Annotated in this window: 11 protein-coding genes; 9 read left to right on the top strand and 2 right to left on the bottom strand. The window is 71.4% G+C overall.

Annotated elements, in window-relative coordinates; translation table 11 throughout:
- Positions 1-72 precede the first annotated feature (72 nt).
- The 5 genes from pta (at position 73) to AOM01_RS11905 (ending at position 9,144) form a co-directional block, all read left to right on the top strand.
- The gene (pta, locus tag AOM01_RS11885) at positions 73-2,151 is read left to right on the top strand and encodes a phosphate acetyltransferase (protein WP_062293795.1); all 2,079 of its coding nucleotides are present in this window, start codon (positions 73-75) and stop codon (positions 2,149-2,151) included.
- Positions 2,148-3,284, top strand: coding sequence for an acetate/propionate family kinase (locus AOM01_RS11890; RefSeq protein ID WP_062293798.1), 1,137 nt, complete (start codon positions 2,148-2,150; stop codon positions 3,282-3,284). The genes pta and AOM01_RS11890 overlap by 4 nt, the downstream gene beginning before the upstream one ends.
- Positions 3,285-3,600: 316 nt before the next feature.
- Entirely contained in the window at positions 3,601-6,057 is a 2,457-nt protein-coding gene (locus tag AOM01_RS11895; protein ID WP_228374299.1) for a phosphoketolase family protein, read from the top strand.
- Positions 6,058-6,283: 226 nt separating this feature from the next.
- A complete protein-coding gene (locus AOM01_RS11900; protein ID WP_062293805.1) occupies positions 6,284-8,098 on the top strand; it encodes a hypothetical protein in 1,815 nt (604 codons plus the stop codon).
- Between the two features lie 86 nt (positions 8,099-8,184).
- Positions 8,185-9,144 carry a zinc-binding dehydrogenase gene (locus AOM01_RS11905; protein ID WP_062293808.1) on the top strand — a complete coding sequence of 320 codons (960 nt, stop codon included), beginning with the start codon at positions 8,185-8,187 and terminating at the stop codon, positions 9,142-9,144.
- 2 nt (positions 9,145-9,146) lie between these two features.
- Here the strand turns inward: AOM01_RS11905 and AOM01_RS11910 are convergent, their stop codons facing one another.
- Positions 9,147-9,533: a DUF3054 domain-containing protein gene (locus tag AOM01_RS11910; protein WP_062293810.1), complete on the bottom strand. Its 387-nt coding sequence runs from the start codon at positions 9,531-9,533 to the stop codon at positions 9,147-9,149.
- Positions 9,530-10,222 carry a glutamine amidotransferase-related protein gene (locus tag AOM01_RS11915; RefSeq protein ID WP_062293813.1) on the bottom strand — a complete coding sequence of 231 codons (693 nt, stop codon included), beginning with the start codon at positions 10,220-10,222 and terminating at the stop codon, positions 9,530-9,532. Before AOM01_RS11915 ends, AOM01_RS11910 begins: the two co-directional genes overlap by 4 nt.
- A 154-nt stretch (positions 10,223-10,376) precedes the next feature.
- Here AOM01_RS11915 and AOM01_RS11920 point away from each other — a divergent pair, with 154 nt between their 5' ends.
- The 4 genes from AOM01_RS11920 (at position 10,377) to AOM01_RS11935 (ending at position 15,184) form a co-directional block, all read left to right on the top strand.
- Positions 10,377-12,197, top strand: a complete 1,821-nt coding sequence (locus tag AOM01_RS11920) for an ABC-F family ATP-binding cassette domain-containing protein (protein WP_062293816.1) — start codon at positions 10,377-10,379, stop codon at positions 12,195-12,197.
- Between the two features lie 90 nt (positions 12,198-12,287).
- Positions 12,288-13,622, top strand: coding sequence for an urease accessory protein UreH domain-containing protein (locus AOM01_RS11925; protein WP_062293819.1), 1,335 nt, complete (start codon positions 12,288-12,290; stop codon positions 13,620-13,622).
- 45 nt (positions 13,623-13,667) lie between these two features.
- Positions 13,668-14,738, top strand: a complete 1,071-nt coding sequence (locus AOM01_RS11930; protein WP_062293822.1) for a malate dehydrogenase — start codon at positions 13,668-13,670, stop codon at positions 14,736-14,738.
- Positions 14,735-15,184, top strand: coding sequence for an ACT domain-containing protein (locus AOM01_RS11935; protein ID WP_156155966.1), 450 nt, complete (start codon positions 14,735-14,737; stop codon positions 15,182-15,184). The genes AOM01_RS11930 and AOM01_RS11935 overlap by 4 nt, the downstream gene beginning before the upstream one ends.
- Positions 15,185-15,187: the final 3 nt, after the last annotated feature.

The following is a 15,187-nucleotide window of genomic DNA, read 5'->3' on the forward strand; positions in this document are numbered from 1 at the left end:
GGTCACCATCGCACGGCTCATGCGGGACCTTCGACCACGTGGGTCCCGGGAGTTCGTGGAACCATAGGGTCCGTGGCACGAAGCATCTACATCGCATCGGCCGAAGGCGACACCGGCAAATCGACCATCGCCCTCGGCATCACCAATCTCCTCGCCAAGCAGGTGGGACGCGTCGGGATCTTCCGGCCCGTGGCCCGCGTCGCCGACGGCTCCGACTACGTGCTCGAGCTGCTCCTCGGGCACGACAGCATCGACCTGTCCTACGAGGAGGCGATCGGAGTCACCTACGAGGACGTCCACGCCGACCCCGAGAAGGCGCTGTCGACCATCGTGTCCCGCTTCCACGAGGTGGAGCGCCGCTGCGACGCCGTCGTGATCGTCGGCACCGACTACACGGACGTGTCCGCCGCCGCCGAGCTGGAGTTCAACGGTCGCATCGCCGCGAACCTGGGCGCCCCCGTGGTGCTCGTGGTGCACGGCAGCGAGCGCACCCCCGCCGAGGTCGCGCAGGTGATCGATCAGGCGCGGCTCGAGCTCGCCGGGTCCCACGCGACCGTCGCCGGGATCTTCGTCAACCGTGCCGAGGCCGAGGACGTCGACGCGATCGCCGCGCTGCTGCCCGAGGACCTTCGCCTGGGCGTCCTGCCCGAGGACCCGCTGCTCATCGCACCGTCGATGAACCAGCTCGTGGAGGCCGTCGAGGGCACGCTCGTCACGGGCGACCCGGCGCTGCTCTCGCGCGAGACCCGCGGCATCATCGTGGGCGCCATGACCACGTCGAACCTCCTCGACCGCCTCGAGGACGGCTCCGTGGTGATCGTGCCCGGCGACCGCTCGGACACCGTGCTCGCCCTGCTGGCCGCGCACGGCGCGGAGGGCTTCCCGTCGCTGTCGGGCGTGATCCTCACCGGCGGCCTCGAGCCCCGCTCCGCGGTCCGCCGGCTGGTCGAGGGCCTCGGCTCGCCGCTGCCCGTGGTCCGCACCGCGCTCGACACGTTCGAGACCGCGCGACGCTGCTCCACCACCCGCGGCCGCCTGTCGCGCGAGAGCCAGCTCAAGGTGGACACCGCGCTCGCGATGTTCGATCAGCGCGTCGACACCGAGCGCCTCACGGCGGCGCTCGATCTCGCCCGGACGGACGTCATCACGCCGCTCATGTTCGAGTACGGCCTGCTGGACCGCGCCCGCTCGCGCAAGCAGCGCATCGTCCTCCCGGAGGGCGGCGACGACCGCATCCTCCGCGCCGCCTCGTCCCTCCTCACCCGCGACGTGGTGGAGCTCATCATCCTCGGGAACGAGACCTCGATCCGTGCCCGCGCCGCGGAGCTGGGCCTCGACATCGAGGACGCGACCATCATCGACCCCACGGACCCCGAGTACGTCGAGCGCTTCGCGCACGACTACTACGAGATGCGCAAGCACAAGGGCGCGACGCTCGAGGCCGCGCGCGACCGCGTCCAGGACGTCAGCTACTTCGGCACCATGATGGTCGAGCTGGGCCTCGCGGACGGCATGGTGTCCGGCGCCGCCCACACCACCGCGCACACGATCCTGCCGTCGTTCCAGATCATCAAGACCGTGCCCGGCGTCTCCGTGGTCTCGTCCGTTTTCCTCATGTGCCTCGCGGACCGCGTGCTGGTCTACGGCGACTGCGCCGTCAACCCGGACCCGACCGCCGAGCAGCTCGCGGACATCGCGATCTCCTCCGCGGACACCGCCGCGCAGTTCGGCGTCGAGCCGCGCATCGCGATGCTCTCCTACTCGACCGGCGAGTCCGGCACGGGCTCGGACGTCGACAAGGTGCGCGAGGCGACCCGCCTGGTGCAGGAGCGCCGCCCCGACCTGCTGGTCGACGGCCCGCTCCAGTACGACGCCGCCGTCGAGCCCTCGGTCGCGGCGTCGAAGGCGCCCGGCTCCCCCGTCGCGGGCCAGGCCACCGTCCTGGTGTTCCCCGACCTCAACACCGGCAACAACACCTACAAGGCCGTGCAGCGCTCCGCGGGAGCGGTCGCCGTCGGCCCCGTCCTGCAGGGCCTGCGCAAGCCGGTCAACGACCTCTCCCGCGGTGCGCTCGTGCAGGACATCGTCAACACGGTCGCGATCACCGCGATCCAGGCCCAGAACCTCGACTCCCCGGAAGGCAACGCGTGAGCGTCAACTACAACGGCATCGCCCTCGTGCTCAACTGCGGCTCCAGCTCGATCAAGTACCAGGTGGTGGACACCACCCTCGACGCGCCGCTCGCGTCGGGCCTGGTCGAGCGCGTGACGGACCACAACGAGGGCGTGCGCTCCGTCATCGAGTCCCTGTCCCAGCCCGGCTCGGGCGTGGACCTCTCCCAGCTCACCGTGGTGGGCCACCGCGTGGTACAGGGCGGCTCGGAGTTCTCCGCGCCCACCATCATCGACGACGAGGTCCAGGACGCCATCGCGAAGCTGTCCGTGCTCGCGCCGCTGCACAACCCCGGCCACGTCGCCGGCATCGCCGCCGCGCGCGCCGCGTTCCCGGACATCCCGCACGTCGCCGTCTTCGACACCGCGTTCCACCAGACGCTGTCCGAGGCCGCGTACTCGTACGCGATCGACCAGCGCCTCGCCCACGAGCACGGCATCCGTCGCTACGGCTTCCACGGCACCTCGCACGGATACGTGTCCCGCGAGTGCGCTCGTCTCATGGACCGCGACCCCAAGGAGCTGCGCATCATCACGCTGCACCTGGGCAACGGCGCGTCCGCGGACGCGGTCAAGGGCGGCGTCGCGGTCGACACCTCGATGGGCCTCACCCCGCTCGACGGCCTGGTGATGGGCTCGCGCACCGGCGCGATCGACCCCGCCGTGGTGTTCCACCTGCACCGCGCCGCCGGCATGGACATCGACGAGATCGACGACCTCTTCAACAAGCGCTCCGGCATGCTCGGCCTCACGGGCTACTCCGACATGCGCGACGTCCACAAGGCGATCGAGGAGGGCAGCCACGAGGCCAAGGTCGCGCTCGACATCTACACGCGCCGCATCAAGGGCTACGTGGGCCAGTACATGGCTCAGCTGGGCGGCCTCGACGCGATCGTGTTCACGGCGGGCGTCGGCGAGAACGACGACATCGTGCGCGCCGAGTCGCTCGCGGGCCTCGAGGAGCTGGGCGTCGAGCTCGACCTCGAGCTCAACGCGGGCCGCAAGAAGGAGGCGACGCTCGTCTCCACGGCGTCCTCGCGCGTCCAGGTATGGGTCATCCCGACCAACGAGGAGCGCGAGATCGCGCTCCAGTCGATCGCCTCGGTCTCCTAGCCAGCCACCGCATCGTCCCGAGGGCCGGTCTCCCACAGGGGAGGCCGGCCCTCGGCGCGTTCCGGCGGCTTGCGCCCATCCACACGGATTCCGCACTGATCCACACCAGCGGCGTCTCACGCGCGAGAGATGCCTCGGATCCGCGCGGGGGGAGCGCCATTGTGTGGACAGACGCACGCACGGCGCGGAGGGACGATGCGCCGCCCCCCGGCCACGGCAGCGTTCACCGGGAATTCGCCTCCGAATCAGGACCTTCGCCGCGCCGTGTGAACGTTCACCATGCCATGCTGGCCAGGTACCCGAGATGGAGGAAAACATGGCACCGACGCCCTGGTCCAGCCGCACCGCGGATTCCGTCAGCGATGCCGAGGTCGAGGCGATCGACCTGTGGTGGCGGACAGCCAACTACATGTCCGTCGGGCAGATCTACCTGCTCGACAACCCGCTGCTGCGGGAGCCGCTGCACCGCGACCACGTGAAGAAGCGCCTGGTGGGCCACTGGGGCACCACGCCCGGCCTCAACTTCATCTACACGCACCTCAACCGCATGATCACCTCGCGCCAGCAGCCGACGATGTACATCATCGGCCCGGGCCACGGCGGGCCCGGCCTGGTCGCCGCGAGCTACCTCGAGGGCACGTACAACGAGACGTATCCGGAGATCTCCGAGGACGAGCGCGGCCTGCAGCGCCTGTTCAAGCAGTTCTCGTTCCCCGGCGGCATCCCGTCGCACGTGGCGCCCGAGACGCCCGGCTCCATCCACGAGGGCGGCGAGCTGGGCTACGCGCTCAGCCACGCGTACGGCGCGGCGTTCGACAACCCCGACCTGCTGGTCGCGGCCGTGGTGGGCGACGGCGAGGCCGAGACCGGCCCGCTCGCCACCAGCTGGCACTCGAACAAGTTCATCAACCCCGCCACCGATGGCGTGGTCCTCCCGATCCTCCACCTCAACGGCTACAAGATCGCCAACCCGACCGTCCTCAGCCGCATCTCCGAGGACGAGCTCAAGGCGCTCATGGTCGGCTACGGCCACAAGCCCCACGTCTTCACCGCCGGCTTCGACGACGAGACCCCCGCCTCGTTCCACGCGCGCTTCGCCGCCGTGCTCGACGAGGTGATGGACGAGATCGCCGCGATCAAGGCCGAGGCCAAGGTCAACCCCGACATGGACCGCCCGATGTGGCCCATGATCGTGCTGCGCACCCCCAAGGGCTGGACCTGCCCGCCGTCGATCGACGGCAAGCGCACCGAGGGGTCGTGGCGCGCGCACCAGGTGCCGCTGTCCAACGCCCGCGACACCGACGACCACCTCCACACCCTGGAGGCGTGGCTGCAGTCGTACGGCCCGGAGGACCTCTTCGACGAGGCCGGCGTGGTCAAGCCGGAGGTCCTCGCGACCGTCCCGAAGGGCGAGCTGCGCATGTCGGCCCGCCCGGAGGCCAACGGCGGCGTGCTCATGAAGGACCTGGTCATGCCCGACTACCGCGACTTCGCGGTGGACGTGCCCGCGCCCGGAGCCGAGATCGGCGAGGCCACCCGCACCCTCGGCGAGTTCCTGCGCGAGGTCATGCGCAACAACCCCGACAACTTCCGGATCTTCGCTCCCGACGAGCTCGCGTCGAACCGCATCCAGGCCGTGCTCGACGTCACCGACAAGGTGTGGAACGCGGAGATCGACCCCGACGACGGCAAGATGAGCCACGAGGGCCGCGTGGTGGAGATGCTCTCCGAGCACCAGTGCCAGGGCTGGCTCGAGGCGTACAACCTCACCGGCCGCCACGGGCTGTTCACCAGCTACGAGGCCTTCATCCACATCGTCGACTCGATGTTCAACCAGCACGCCAAGTGGCTCAAGGTCGCGCACGAGCTCCCGTGGCGCCGCCCCATCCCGTCGCTCAACTACCTGCTGTCGAGCCACGTGTGGCGTCAGGACCACAACGGCTTCTCGCACCAGGACCCGGGCTTCATCGACCACGTGGTGAACAAGAAGGCAGAGGTGGTCCGCGTGTACCTCCCCGCCGACGCCAACACCCTGCTCGCGACCTACGACCACTGCCTGCGCAGCCGCGACCGCGTCAACGTGGTGGTCGCCGGCAAGCAGCCGCAGGCGCAGTGGCTCACCATCGAGGAGGCGGAGAACCACTTCGCGCGCGGCGCCGGCATCTGGGACTTCGCGTCCAACGTGCCGCTGGGCGAGGAGCCCGACGTGGTCATGTGCGGCATCGGCGACGTGCCCACCATGGAGATCCTCGCGGCGATCGACATCATCCGCGAGGAGCTGCCCGACCTCAAGGTCCGCATGGTCAACGTGGTCGACCTCATGCGCCTGCAGCCGCCCAAGGAGCACCCGCACGGCATGACGGACCGGGAGTTCGACCAGCTGTTCACCTCGGACAAGCCGATCATCATGAACTACCACGGCTACCCGTGGCTCATCCACCGCCTGACCTACCGCCGCAACGGACACGCGAACCTGCACGTGCGCGGCTTCAAGGAGGAGGGCACCACCACGTCGCCCTTCGACATGGCGATGGTCAACGACATCGACCGCTACCACCTGGTGATGGACGTCATCGACCGCGTGCCGGGTCTGGGCACGCGCGCCGCGTCGCTGCGCCAGAAGCTGCAGGACAAGCGGTTCGAGGCCCAGCGCTACGCGTACGAGACCGGCGCCGACCTCCCCGAGGTCGCCGAGTGGGTCTGGTCCGGCGCCGGCACCGAGGTGCAGGCCAAGCTCTCGGGCGCGCTCGCGACCGACGGCGACAACGAGTAGGGACTCCTCTCCCTCTCCTCCCAGGGGGACGATGCGCGGGCCGCCACCGCGCATCGTCCCCCTTTCGCGTGCCCGCCAGATTTCCTAGCACAGCAGGCGGTATGCCCCCCTTTGCCCGGTCCGACCGGGCGGCGCGGGTGACTCTGGCCACAGGCAGGTTGAGCGTGGCACCCAGGCGCGATACCGTCGCGCGAACACTGTCACGAGACTTGGGGGGAACCAACCCGTGAGATCACGATTCGGCGCACGCGCGCTGGCCATCACCACCGCATCCGCGCTCGCGTTCGGGGGCTTGGCCACCGCGGCCTCGGCCGCGGACGCCGCGACCCTGACAGTCGGCGAGGCCGGGGTCCTGACGCTCCCCGCCGGCGACGGCGTGCGCGACGAGACCGAGGTGACGGTCACCTCCGACGTCGCCACGACGCTCACCGTCTACGTCAACGAGACCGGCGCCGGCCCGCGAATCGTCACCTACGAGCCGATCGAGATCGTCGACCCGGCCGTGCCGGCGACCATCCCGGTCTCGGTGGACGATTTCGCTCCGGGCCACTACGAGATCTACGTCGTGCCGGCGGCAGGCGACTCCGCGCTCGCGCTCCTCACCGTGGGCTCGGGCGAGCCGCTGGACGTCAGCCTCACCCTGTCCAACTCCACGATCTTCACCTGGTCCGGCGCGTCGCCGCGCACCACGGTCGCGACCGTCAGCGCCACCGACGAGACCGGGCTCACCGTGCCGTTCACCGGCACGCTCACGTCGACCGTGGGCGGCAAGACCACCGCGCCGTCCATCGCGTCGACGACCGGCGACGCCGTGACCAAGAAGATCTACGCCACGAACCTCGGGGCGGGCACGGGCACCGTGACGGCCACGGTCAGCGGCCCGGCGGCGATCGAGTACTCGGACAGCGCCTCGCTGACAGTCGGATCGACCGCGGTCACGGGCCTCGCGTTGTCGCGGAGCCTCGGCACCGTCTACCCGCTCAAGGACAGCTACCGCGACACGGTGGCGTTCACGGTCACGCCCTCGACCACCAGGGATTCGGCGTTCGACGCCACGGGCACGGTCAAGGTCGTCAAGGACGGCAAGACGGTGAAGTCGTGGGCCCTCACGACGTCGAAGAAGCGCACCCTCACCTGGGACGGCCGAGTCGGCGGGAAGGTCGTCGCCGGCTCCTACACGGTCACCGCCGCGCTCCGGGGTCCGGAGGGCGCCAGGCGCACCGCGTCGACCACGGTCCGAGTCTCGGCCACGGCGATCACGAGCGTCGGCCTGAAGAAGAGCGTCGGCACCGTGTACCCGGCGAAGGACTCGTACCGCGACTCCGTCGCGTTCACCATCATCCCGCGCACCACGACGGGGACCGTGCTGCCCGCGCGGGGCACCGTCAAGGTCGTGAGGGACGGCAAGACCGTGAAGTCGTGGAGCCTCACCACGTCGAAGAAGCGCACGCTCACGTGGGATGGCCGCATCGGAGGCGCAATCGTGCCCGGCACCTACAGCGTCGCGGTATCGGTCAAGGGCCCCGAGGGCAGCACCAAGAAGGCGACGACCGTCGTCAACGTCAGCGCCAGGACCCTGGTCACCAAGACGCTCATCAAGACCTACCCGGCCAGCGCTGTCATGACGAGCTATCAGCCGTTCGACTACTCGGAGGACGGCTACTGCGTGGCGAATCACTACGGGTGGGGAGACGTGTTCTGCCAGGGCTACGACGCGTTCGATTTCGAATCGCTGTCGCTCGCCGCCTACGGGAAGATCAACGTGCCATCCGAGGTCGTCGGCTCAGAGAGGTTCGGCGGCACGAGCGTGCGGGTCTACGCGACCTGGGCCGACGTCTCCGGCATCGCCGTGTGGAGCTACGACCGGACCTCGACAGGGTCCACGAAGGTCGGCGAGGCGCGTGAGGGCTCTCAGGCCCTGGGCGCGCTCAAGCTCCCCGAGACGTCGAAGAAGATCCACATCGGCATCGGGCTCGGCGAGAACTCGTGGGCCGACGTCACCTCGTTCAGGACCGTCTATACCTACAAGACGCTGCAGTAGCGAGCGCGCAGCCTCGTCCCAGGGGGACGATGCGCGGGTGACCTCGGTCCCACCGCCCGCCCGCGCATCGTCCTAGGGTGAGAGCCATGCTCGCCGCCTACGCCGCCCGGTTCAGCCCCGACGATCCCCCGAGCGCGCTCGACGTGGGCGAGCGACCCGAGCCTGAGGACCACGAGCACTGGTCGACGGTCGACGTGCGTGCCACCTCGATCAACCACCACGACGTGTGGAGCCTCAAGGGCGTGGGCCTGGCCGAGCACCAGCTGCCGATGATCCTCGGCTGCGACGCGGCCGGCGTCGCCCCCGACGGGACCGAGGTGGTGGTGCACGGCGTGATCGGCGCGGACGGCCACGGCGTGGGCCCGCGCGAGCCGCGCAGCATCCTGTCGGAGCGCTATCAGGGCACCTTCGCGGAGCGGGTGTCCGTCCCCACCGCGAACCTCATCGCCAAACCCAGGGAGATCTCCTTCGAGGAGGCGGCCTGCCTCCCGACGGCCTGGCTCACGGCGTACCGGATGCTGTTCCACGGCGCCGGTCTGACTCCCGGGCAGTCCGTGCTGGTACAGGGAGTGGGCGGCGGGGTCGCGAGCGCGGCGATCGCTCTCGGCGCCGCGGCGGGTCTCGAGGTGATCGCGACCTCCCGCTCGGAGGCCAAGCGCGAGGCCGCGCTGCGGATGGGCGCGGCCGCAGCCGTCGAGCCGGGCGCACGGCTGCCCCACCGGGTCGACGCCGTCGTGGAGACGGTCGGCAATGCGACGTGGAAGCACTCGATCGCCTCGGTCAGGAACGGTGGCACCATCACCATCGCCGGCCACACCACGGGCGACCCGGACCCCGCGCTGCTGACCCGGGTGTTCTTCCACGAGCTCCGCATCCAGGGCGTCACGATGGGAACCCGCGAGGACCTCGCGGCGCTGCTCGCGTTTCTGGCCCGCACCGGCCTGCGGCCGACGATCGACTCCACCTACCCGCTCGCGCGCGCCCGCGACGCGATCGCCCGCGTGGCGGGCGGCGAGCACCTCGGCAAGGTCGTGCTGACGGTCTGAGCTCAGCCCTTGAGGCCCCGGCGGCTCGCGATCGCCCCGGAGAGCACCCGCCAGCCGATGAGGAACGCCGCGAGCACCGTCCCCGCGACGATCACGAACGACACCTGCACCCCCTGGCCGTAGATGGCACGTAGGACCATGCCGCCCACCAGCGTGGATGCCCACACGATCACGCCGGTCCGCCTCCAGTCGCAGGGACGCCGCCACGCGCGCGCGATCAGCCACCCGAACGCGGCGCCGGTCGCGAACGGCGACACCGTCTCGAGCAGCCCCCAGCCGTTCTCGCCGAGGATGCCCTCCTCGTGGCTCGCGCGGCCGATCGCGGAGAACACCACGATCGCGCCCAGGTCCAGCGCCGCGGCGCCGAGCGCCGCCTGCCGCAGATTCATGACCGGCTCCCCTCCAGGCCGCGCAGATGCTCCCTGATCATCAGGATGCCCGCGACCGCCGCATCGTCCCCCACTTCGCGCGACCGCGCGCGCAGCTCGCCCGGTGCGACGCCCAGCCCGCGCAGCTCCCCCGTGTGGCCCATCAGCCAGCGCTCGATGCGCTCGGCGTCGACCTCGGGGTGGAACTGGACCGCGAGCGCACTGCCGTACGCGAACGCCTGGCATGGCGTGGCAGGCGTCGAGGCGAGGACGGTCGCGCCCGGCGGCGGCACGATCCGGTCGCCGTGCCAGTGGAGCACGGGCGCGCCGTCGAGGTGACGCAGCGGGGTGGACGATGCGGCGGGCGCCAGATCCACGGTCCCCCACCCGACCTCGGGCTGGCCGGGCTCGACCCGGCCTCCGAGCGCGTGCGCGAGCAGCTGCGCCCCCAGGCAGACGGCCAGCGTCGGCATCGCGGACGCGACGCGGGAGGCCAGCAGGGCCGCCTCCTCGGCGAGCACGGGGTAGTCATCGACGTCCCCGACACCGACCGGCCCGCCGAGCACCACGCCGAGCTCCGCCGAGGCGAACGGCGCGAGGTCGTCGACCCCGGCGTCCAGGTAGATCACCTCGTAGCCGTGGGCGGCGATCTCCGCCTCCCATATCGCGAGGTCCTCGAAGGCGACGTGGCGGATCGCGACGCATCTCATGGCTGGGAGCCTAGGCCCGCGGGCGCTCCTCCACACACACGCGCCTCGGACCGGCCCGGTCTGGTCATGTCCAGCGTTCACATGGGGCCTCTGTGTGGATCAGTGCTGAAGCCTGGTGGATGAGCGCACGGCGCGTCGCGACTAAAATCGCCGGGTGGCACACCTGCTTGGCGCCGAGGCGCTTCACCTGGACTTCGGCACCGGACCGGTGCTCGCCGGCATCTCGATCGGCCTCGACGACGGCGACCGGATCGGCATGGTCGGCACCAACGGCGCGGGCAAGTCCACGCTCCTCAAGGTCCTCGCGGGCCGGATCGAACCCGACGACGGTCGCGTCACCGTGGCCCGCGGCACCCGCATCGGCGTGCTCGACCAGTCCGACCACGTCGACGAGTCCCTCACCGTCGCCCAGGCGATCGTGGGCGACCGCGACGAGCACGAGTGGGCGGCCGACCCCCGTGTCCGCGACATCATGGCGGGCCTGGTGCCCGACCTGCCGGCCGAGGCGGTCGTCGGCGACCTCTCCGGCGGCCAGCAGCGCAGGGTCGCGCTCGCGCACGTCCTCGTCGAGGACCACGACGCGATCTTCCTCGACGAGCCCACCAACCACCTCGACGTCGAGGGCGTGACGTGGCTCGCGGACCACCTCAAGCGCCGCTGGCCCGCGAACCGCGGCGCCCTCCTGGTGGTCACCCACGACCGCTGGTTCCTCGACGAGATCTCCACCCGCACGTGGGAGGTCCACGACGGCGAGGTCGACCAGTACGAGGGCGGGTACGCCGCATACGTGCTCCAGCGCGTGGAGCGCGACCGGATCGCCGCCGTCACCGAGCAGCGCCGCCAGAACCTCATGCGCAAGGAGCTCGCGTGGCTGCGCCGCGGCGCCCCGGCCCGCACCTCCAAGCCGAAGTTCCGCATCGACGCCGCCAACGAGCTCATCGCGGACGTCCCACCCATCCGCGACGCGGTCAAGCTGCACCGCATGGCCGCGGCCCGCCTGGGCAAGGACGTGGTCGAGCTCGTCCGCGTGGGCGTGAGCTACGGCGACAAGCAGGTCCTGAAGGACCTCGACTTCAACATCGGCCCCGGTGACCGCATCGGCATCCTCGGCGAGAACGGCGCCGGCAAGTCGACGTTCCTGCGGCTGGTCACCGGCGACCAGGAACCCACCAGCGGCCGCGTCAAGACCGGCCTCACCGTGCGCGTCCGCCAGCTCAGCCAGCAGCTCGCCGAGCTCGAGGACCTCGCCGACCAGCGCGTCTCCGCCGTGGTCAAGCAGTACTCGTCGATCCAGCTGAGCGACGGCCAGGAGATGACGCCCAGCCAGCTGCTCGAGCGCATGGGCTTCACGTCCGCGCAGCTCAAGACGCCCGTCGGACGCCTCTCCGGCGGGCAGCGCCGCCGCCTGCAGCTCCTCGTGGTGCTGCTGAGCGAGCCCAACGTGCTGGTCCTCGACGAGCCCACCAACGACCTCGACACCGACATGCTCGCGGCGCTCGAGGACCTGCTCGACTCGTGGCCCGGCACCCTCATCGTGGTGAGCCACGACCGTTACCTCATGGAGCGCATCACCGACCAGCAGTACGCCGTGGTCGACGGCGGCCTGCGCCACCTCCCCGGCGGCGTCGACGAGTACGTCGAGCTGTCGCGCGAACGGCGCGCGGGCGGCACCTCCGGCATCGGCACGTTCGGGCAGGGGGACGATGCGCCGGTCACCTCGGCGACGCCCGTCACCGCCGCATCGTCCACCCTCACCGGCGCCGCGCGCCGCGAGGTGGAGAAGGAGCTCAAGGCGGTCGAGCGCCGGATGGCGAAGATCCAGGAGCTCACCGAGGGCACCCACCACGAGATGGCCATGCACGACCAGTCCGACTTCGCGGGGCTCGCGACGCTCATGAAGAGCCTGCAGGCGCTCGAGGACGAGAACGCGGCGCTCGAGGAGCGTTGGCTGGAGCTGGGCGAGCAGCTCGGTTGAACGTTGCCCGACGGGCAGGCTCGCGACATCGGTCCCGGGCGGGGTGACGGAAGGGTCGCTTAGCCTGGGTCCGTTCGAAGGAGCGTCCCCATGGCCGAACGCACCATCCCCATCGCCGGGATGACGTGCGCCGCGTGCGAGGGCACCGTGGCGACCGCCGCGCTGTCGCTGCCCGGCGTCGAGTCCGCCGTCGCGGACCGCCGCGGCGGCCGTCTCACGCTCACGGGATCACGCCTGCCCTCGGACGGCGACCTCGACCGCGCCCTCGCGGACGGCCCGTACAGCGTCGGCACCCGACCGTGGCTCAGCCGCGAGCATCGCGTGTGGCGGGACCTCGCGCTGTCGGTCGCGGGCGTGGGCGCGATCGCGATCCTCGCGTGGGCGCTCGGGCTGGACCAGCGGGTGCAGGAGCTCACCGCGGGCGCGTCGGCGGGATCGCTGGTGGTGGTCCTCGGGCTGGGCGTCGCGGCGAGCGTGTCGACATGCATGGCGCTGGTGGGCGGGCTCGTGGTGTCGCTCGCCGCGTCGGTGCCGTCGAACGCCACCGGCCTCGCGAGGATGCGTCCCCACCTCGCCTTCAACGCGGGACGCGTCGTGGGCTTCGCCGTGCTCGGCGCCCTGGTGGGCGCCGTGGGGCGGACCGTCGCACCCTCGGGGCTGCTGCTCGGGCTGCTGGTGCTCGCGGCCGCGGCGGTGATGGCCGTGGTGGGCGTGCGCCTCACGGGTGCGTCGCCGCGCCTCGCCGCGTGGCAGGTGTCGTTGCCGGGGCGGTGGGGTGGTTGGGCTCGCGCGGACGTCGGAGGCGCGGGCGTGCTGCGCGCGATGGCGGTGGGCGCCGCCACGTTCTTCCTGCCCTGCGGGTTCACGCAGGCGGTCCAGCTGTACGCGCTGTCGACGGGCAGCCCGGTGGCGGGTGCGACCGTGATGGCCGTCTTCGCCGTCGGCACCACCCCGGGGCTGCTCGCCGCCGGCGCGGCGGCCTCGACCGCGCAGCACGGATCGGGACGCGCGCTGCGCGTCGTCGGCGTCGTGGTGCTGGCCTTCGCCCTGGTGACCGGCACCGGCGCGCTCACCCAGATCGCCCCGGGACTGCGGGTCGGCACCGTCACCGCGACCGAGCGGACATCCAACGTCGTCGACGTGGACGGCGTCCAGGAGGTGAGCACCGCGGTGGTCGCGGACGGCTACTCTCCCGACGTCACCGTCGTGTACGCGGACGAGCCCGTGCGCTGGACCCTGTCACCGGAGTTCTACGGATGCGCCAACGTGGTCGACGCCCGCTCGCTCGGGTTCGACAGCATCGACGTGCTGCGCGGCGCCGCGACCGTCGAGTTCACCCCCACCGAGACGGGCACCTACCCGTACGCCTGCACGATGGGCATGTTCACCGGCGCGATCGTGGTGATCGACCGGCCCGCGGCGTGACCCCCGGCCACGCGCCCGAAACATCCGCCCCGTAGGGTCGAGCGCATGGATGTCGCGATCGTCGGAGCCACCGGGGACGTGGGCCGCGCGGTGTGCGGCGCGCTGATCGAGCGCGGCGACCTGGGCCCCACGTCGCGGCTGCAGCTGGTCGGCCGCCCGGGCGGCGCGTCCGGCCAGGCCGTGCACGGTCTGCGCGTCGACCTCATCGACGCGCACGACGAGCACGCGCCTCACATCGACGTCGCGTCGCGGCCCGAGGACGTGGTCGCGGACGTGGTGGTGATGACCGCCGGTCGCACCTTGCCCACCGGCACCGGCCAGCCGATCGACCGCGACCGCCTCGCCCACGACAACCGGCGCGTGTTCGAGGAGTATGCGGACGCGCTCGCCGCGCACGGCAGCGGCCACGAGGTCGTGATCGTGGTCTCCAACCCGGTCGAGCTCGCCGTCGAGGTGTTCGCCCGCCGGCTTGGCCGCCACCGCGTGATCGGCATGGGCGCATGGCTCGACACGCTGCGGTTCCGACGCGAGATCGCCGCGACCCTGGGCATCCGACGCCACCGCGTGAGCGGGTTCGTGGCGGGTCAGCACGGCGACCGCATGGTCCCTCTGTGGTCGTCCGTGCGTCTCCGCGGGCTCGACCCGGATGAGCGCACCGAGATCGTCGACCGTGTGCGCGGCGACCGCACCCTGGCCTCGTTCCGCTCCGAGGTGGCCGCCGCGAAGCAGCGCATCTCGGATGCTCCGGACATCGCCACAGCGTTCGCGGCGGTGGACGCCTATCCGCCGGACGTGCAGGCGGTGATCCGCCCCTACCTCACGCATCAAAGCGGCGCGAAGACCGCGCACGGCACCGCCAACGCGACGGCGGACCTGGTGCGGACGGTGCTCGATGGACGCGACATCGTGGTGGCGGGACAGGTGCTGCTGGACGGTGAGATCGACCTGGGAGGGTCGCCGTGGCACGGCGTGCTGGGCGTGCCGGTCGCCGTGGGACCGGACGGTTGGTCCCGCGTGATGCTCGACACCCTCGCCGCCGACGAGAGCCGCGTCCTGTGGGAGGTCGCGCAGTCCATCAACGAGTCCGTGGTCGCGTGGGGCGGGGGCGCACCATGAGCACCCTCACGCGGCGCTGGTTCGCCTTCATCCGGGTCGAGGACCGCAGCGGCGCCTCCGCCGCCCTCACCGGGGTCTTCTCGGAGCGCGGCGTGAGCTTCGGGTCGCTATCGACGCTCGACGTCCACGCGGGGGTGGGCACGCTGTGCGTCGAGTTCGCCGCGTCGGAGCGGCTGGCACAGGTGCTGGTGCGCACGCTCGCCCGGCTCGCGGTGGTACGCGACGTGGACCTGGTGCGCGCGGACGATGCACGGGTCAGGGCCGTCGCCATCCTTCCGGGCGGCGTCGCGCCCGGTGACCCGGGCGAGGGCGTCGACGCCTGGGCGGATCCCGCGGGCGATCTCACCGTGCTGTCCGGCACGGTGGCCGCCGTCGAGTCGGCGGTCGCGCGGCTGCGCGCCGGGGGGCGGCCCCCGGTGGCCGTGTCGGTGCTCCCACCCCGCTGACGC

It is taken from the genome of Demequina phytophila (assembly GCF_000971135.1).
Lineage (GTDB): Bacteria > Actinomycetota > Actinomycetes > Actinomycetales > Demequinaceae > Demequina > Demequina phytophila.

What these genes read in the sequence shown, in the direction of transcription:
- AOM01_RS11930 (WP_062293822.1), top strand. Translation starts at nt 13,668, where the DNA reads ATGGATGTCGCGATCGTCGGAGCCACCGGGGACGTGGGCCGCGCGGTG.
- AOM01_RS11925 (WP_062293819.1), top strand. Translation starts at nt 12,288, where the DNA reads ATGGCCGAACGCACCATCCCCATCGCCGGGATGACGTGCGCCGCGTGC.
- AOM01_RS11935 (WP_156155966.1), top strand. Translation starts at nt 14,735, where the DNA reads ATGAGCACCCTCACGCGGCGCTGGTTCGCCTTCATCCGGGTCGAGGAC.
- AOM01_RS11915 (WP_062293813.1), bottom strand. Translation starts at nt 10,222, where the DNA reads ATGAGATGCGTCGCGATCCGCCACGTCGCCTTCGAGGACCTCGCGATA.
- AOM01_RS11895 (WP_228374299.1), top strand. Translation starts at nt 3,601, where the DNA reads ATGGCACCGACGCCCTGGTCCAGCCGCACCGCGGATTCCGTCAGCGAT.
- AOM01_RS11910 (WP_062293810.1), bottom strand. Translation starts at nt 9,533, where the DNA reads ATGAATCTGCGGCAGGCGGCGCTCGGCGCCGCGGCGCTGGACCTGGGC.
- AOM01_RS11905 (WP_062293808.1), top strand. Translation starts at nt 8,185, where the DNA reads ATGCTCGCCGCCTACGCCGCCCGGTTCAGCCCCGACGATCCCCCGAGC.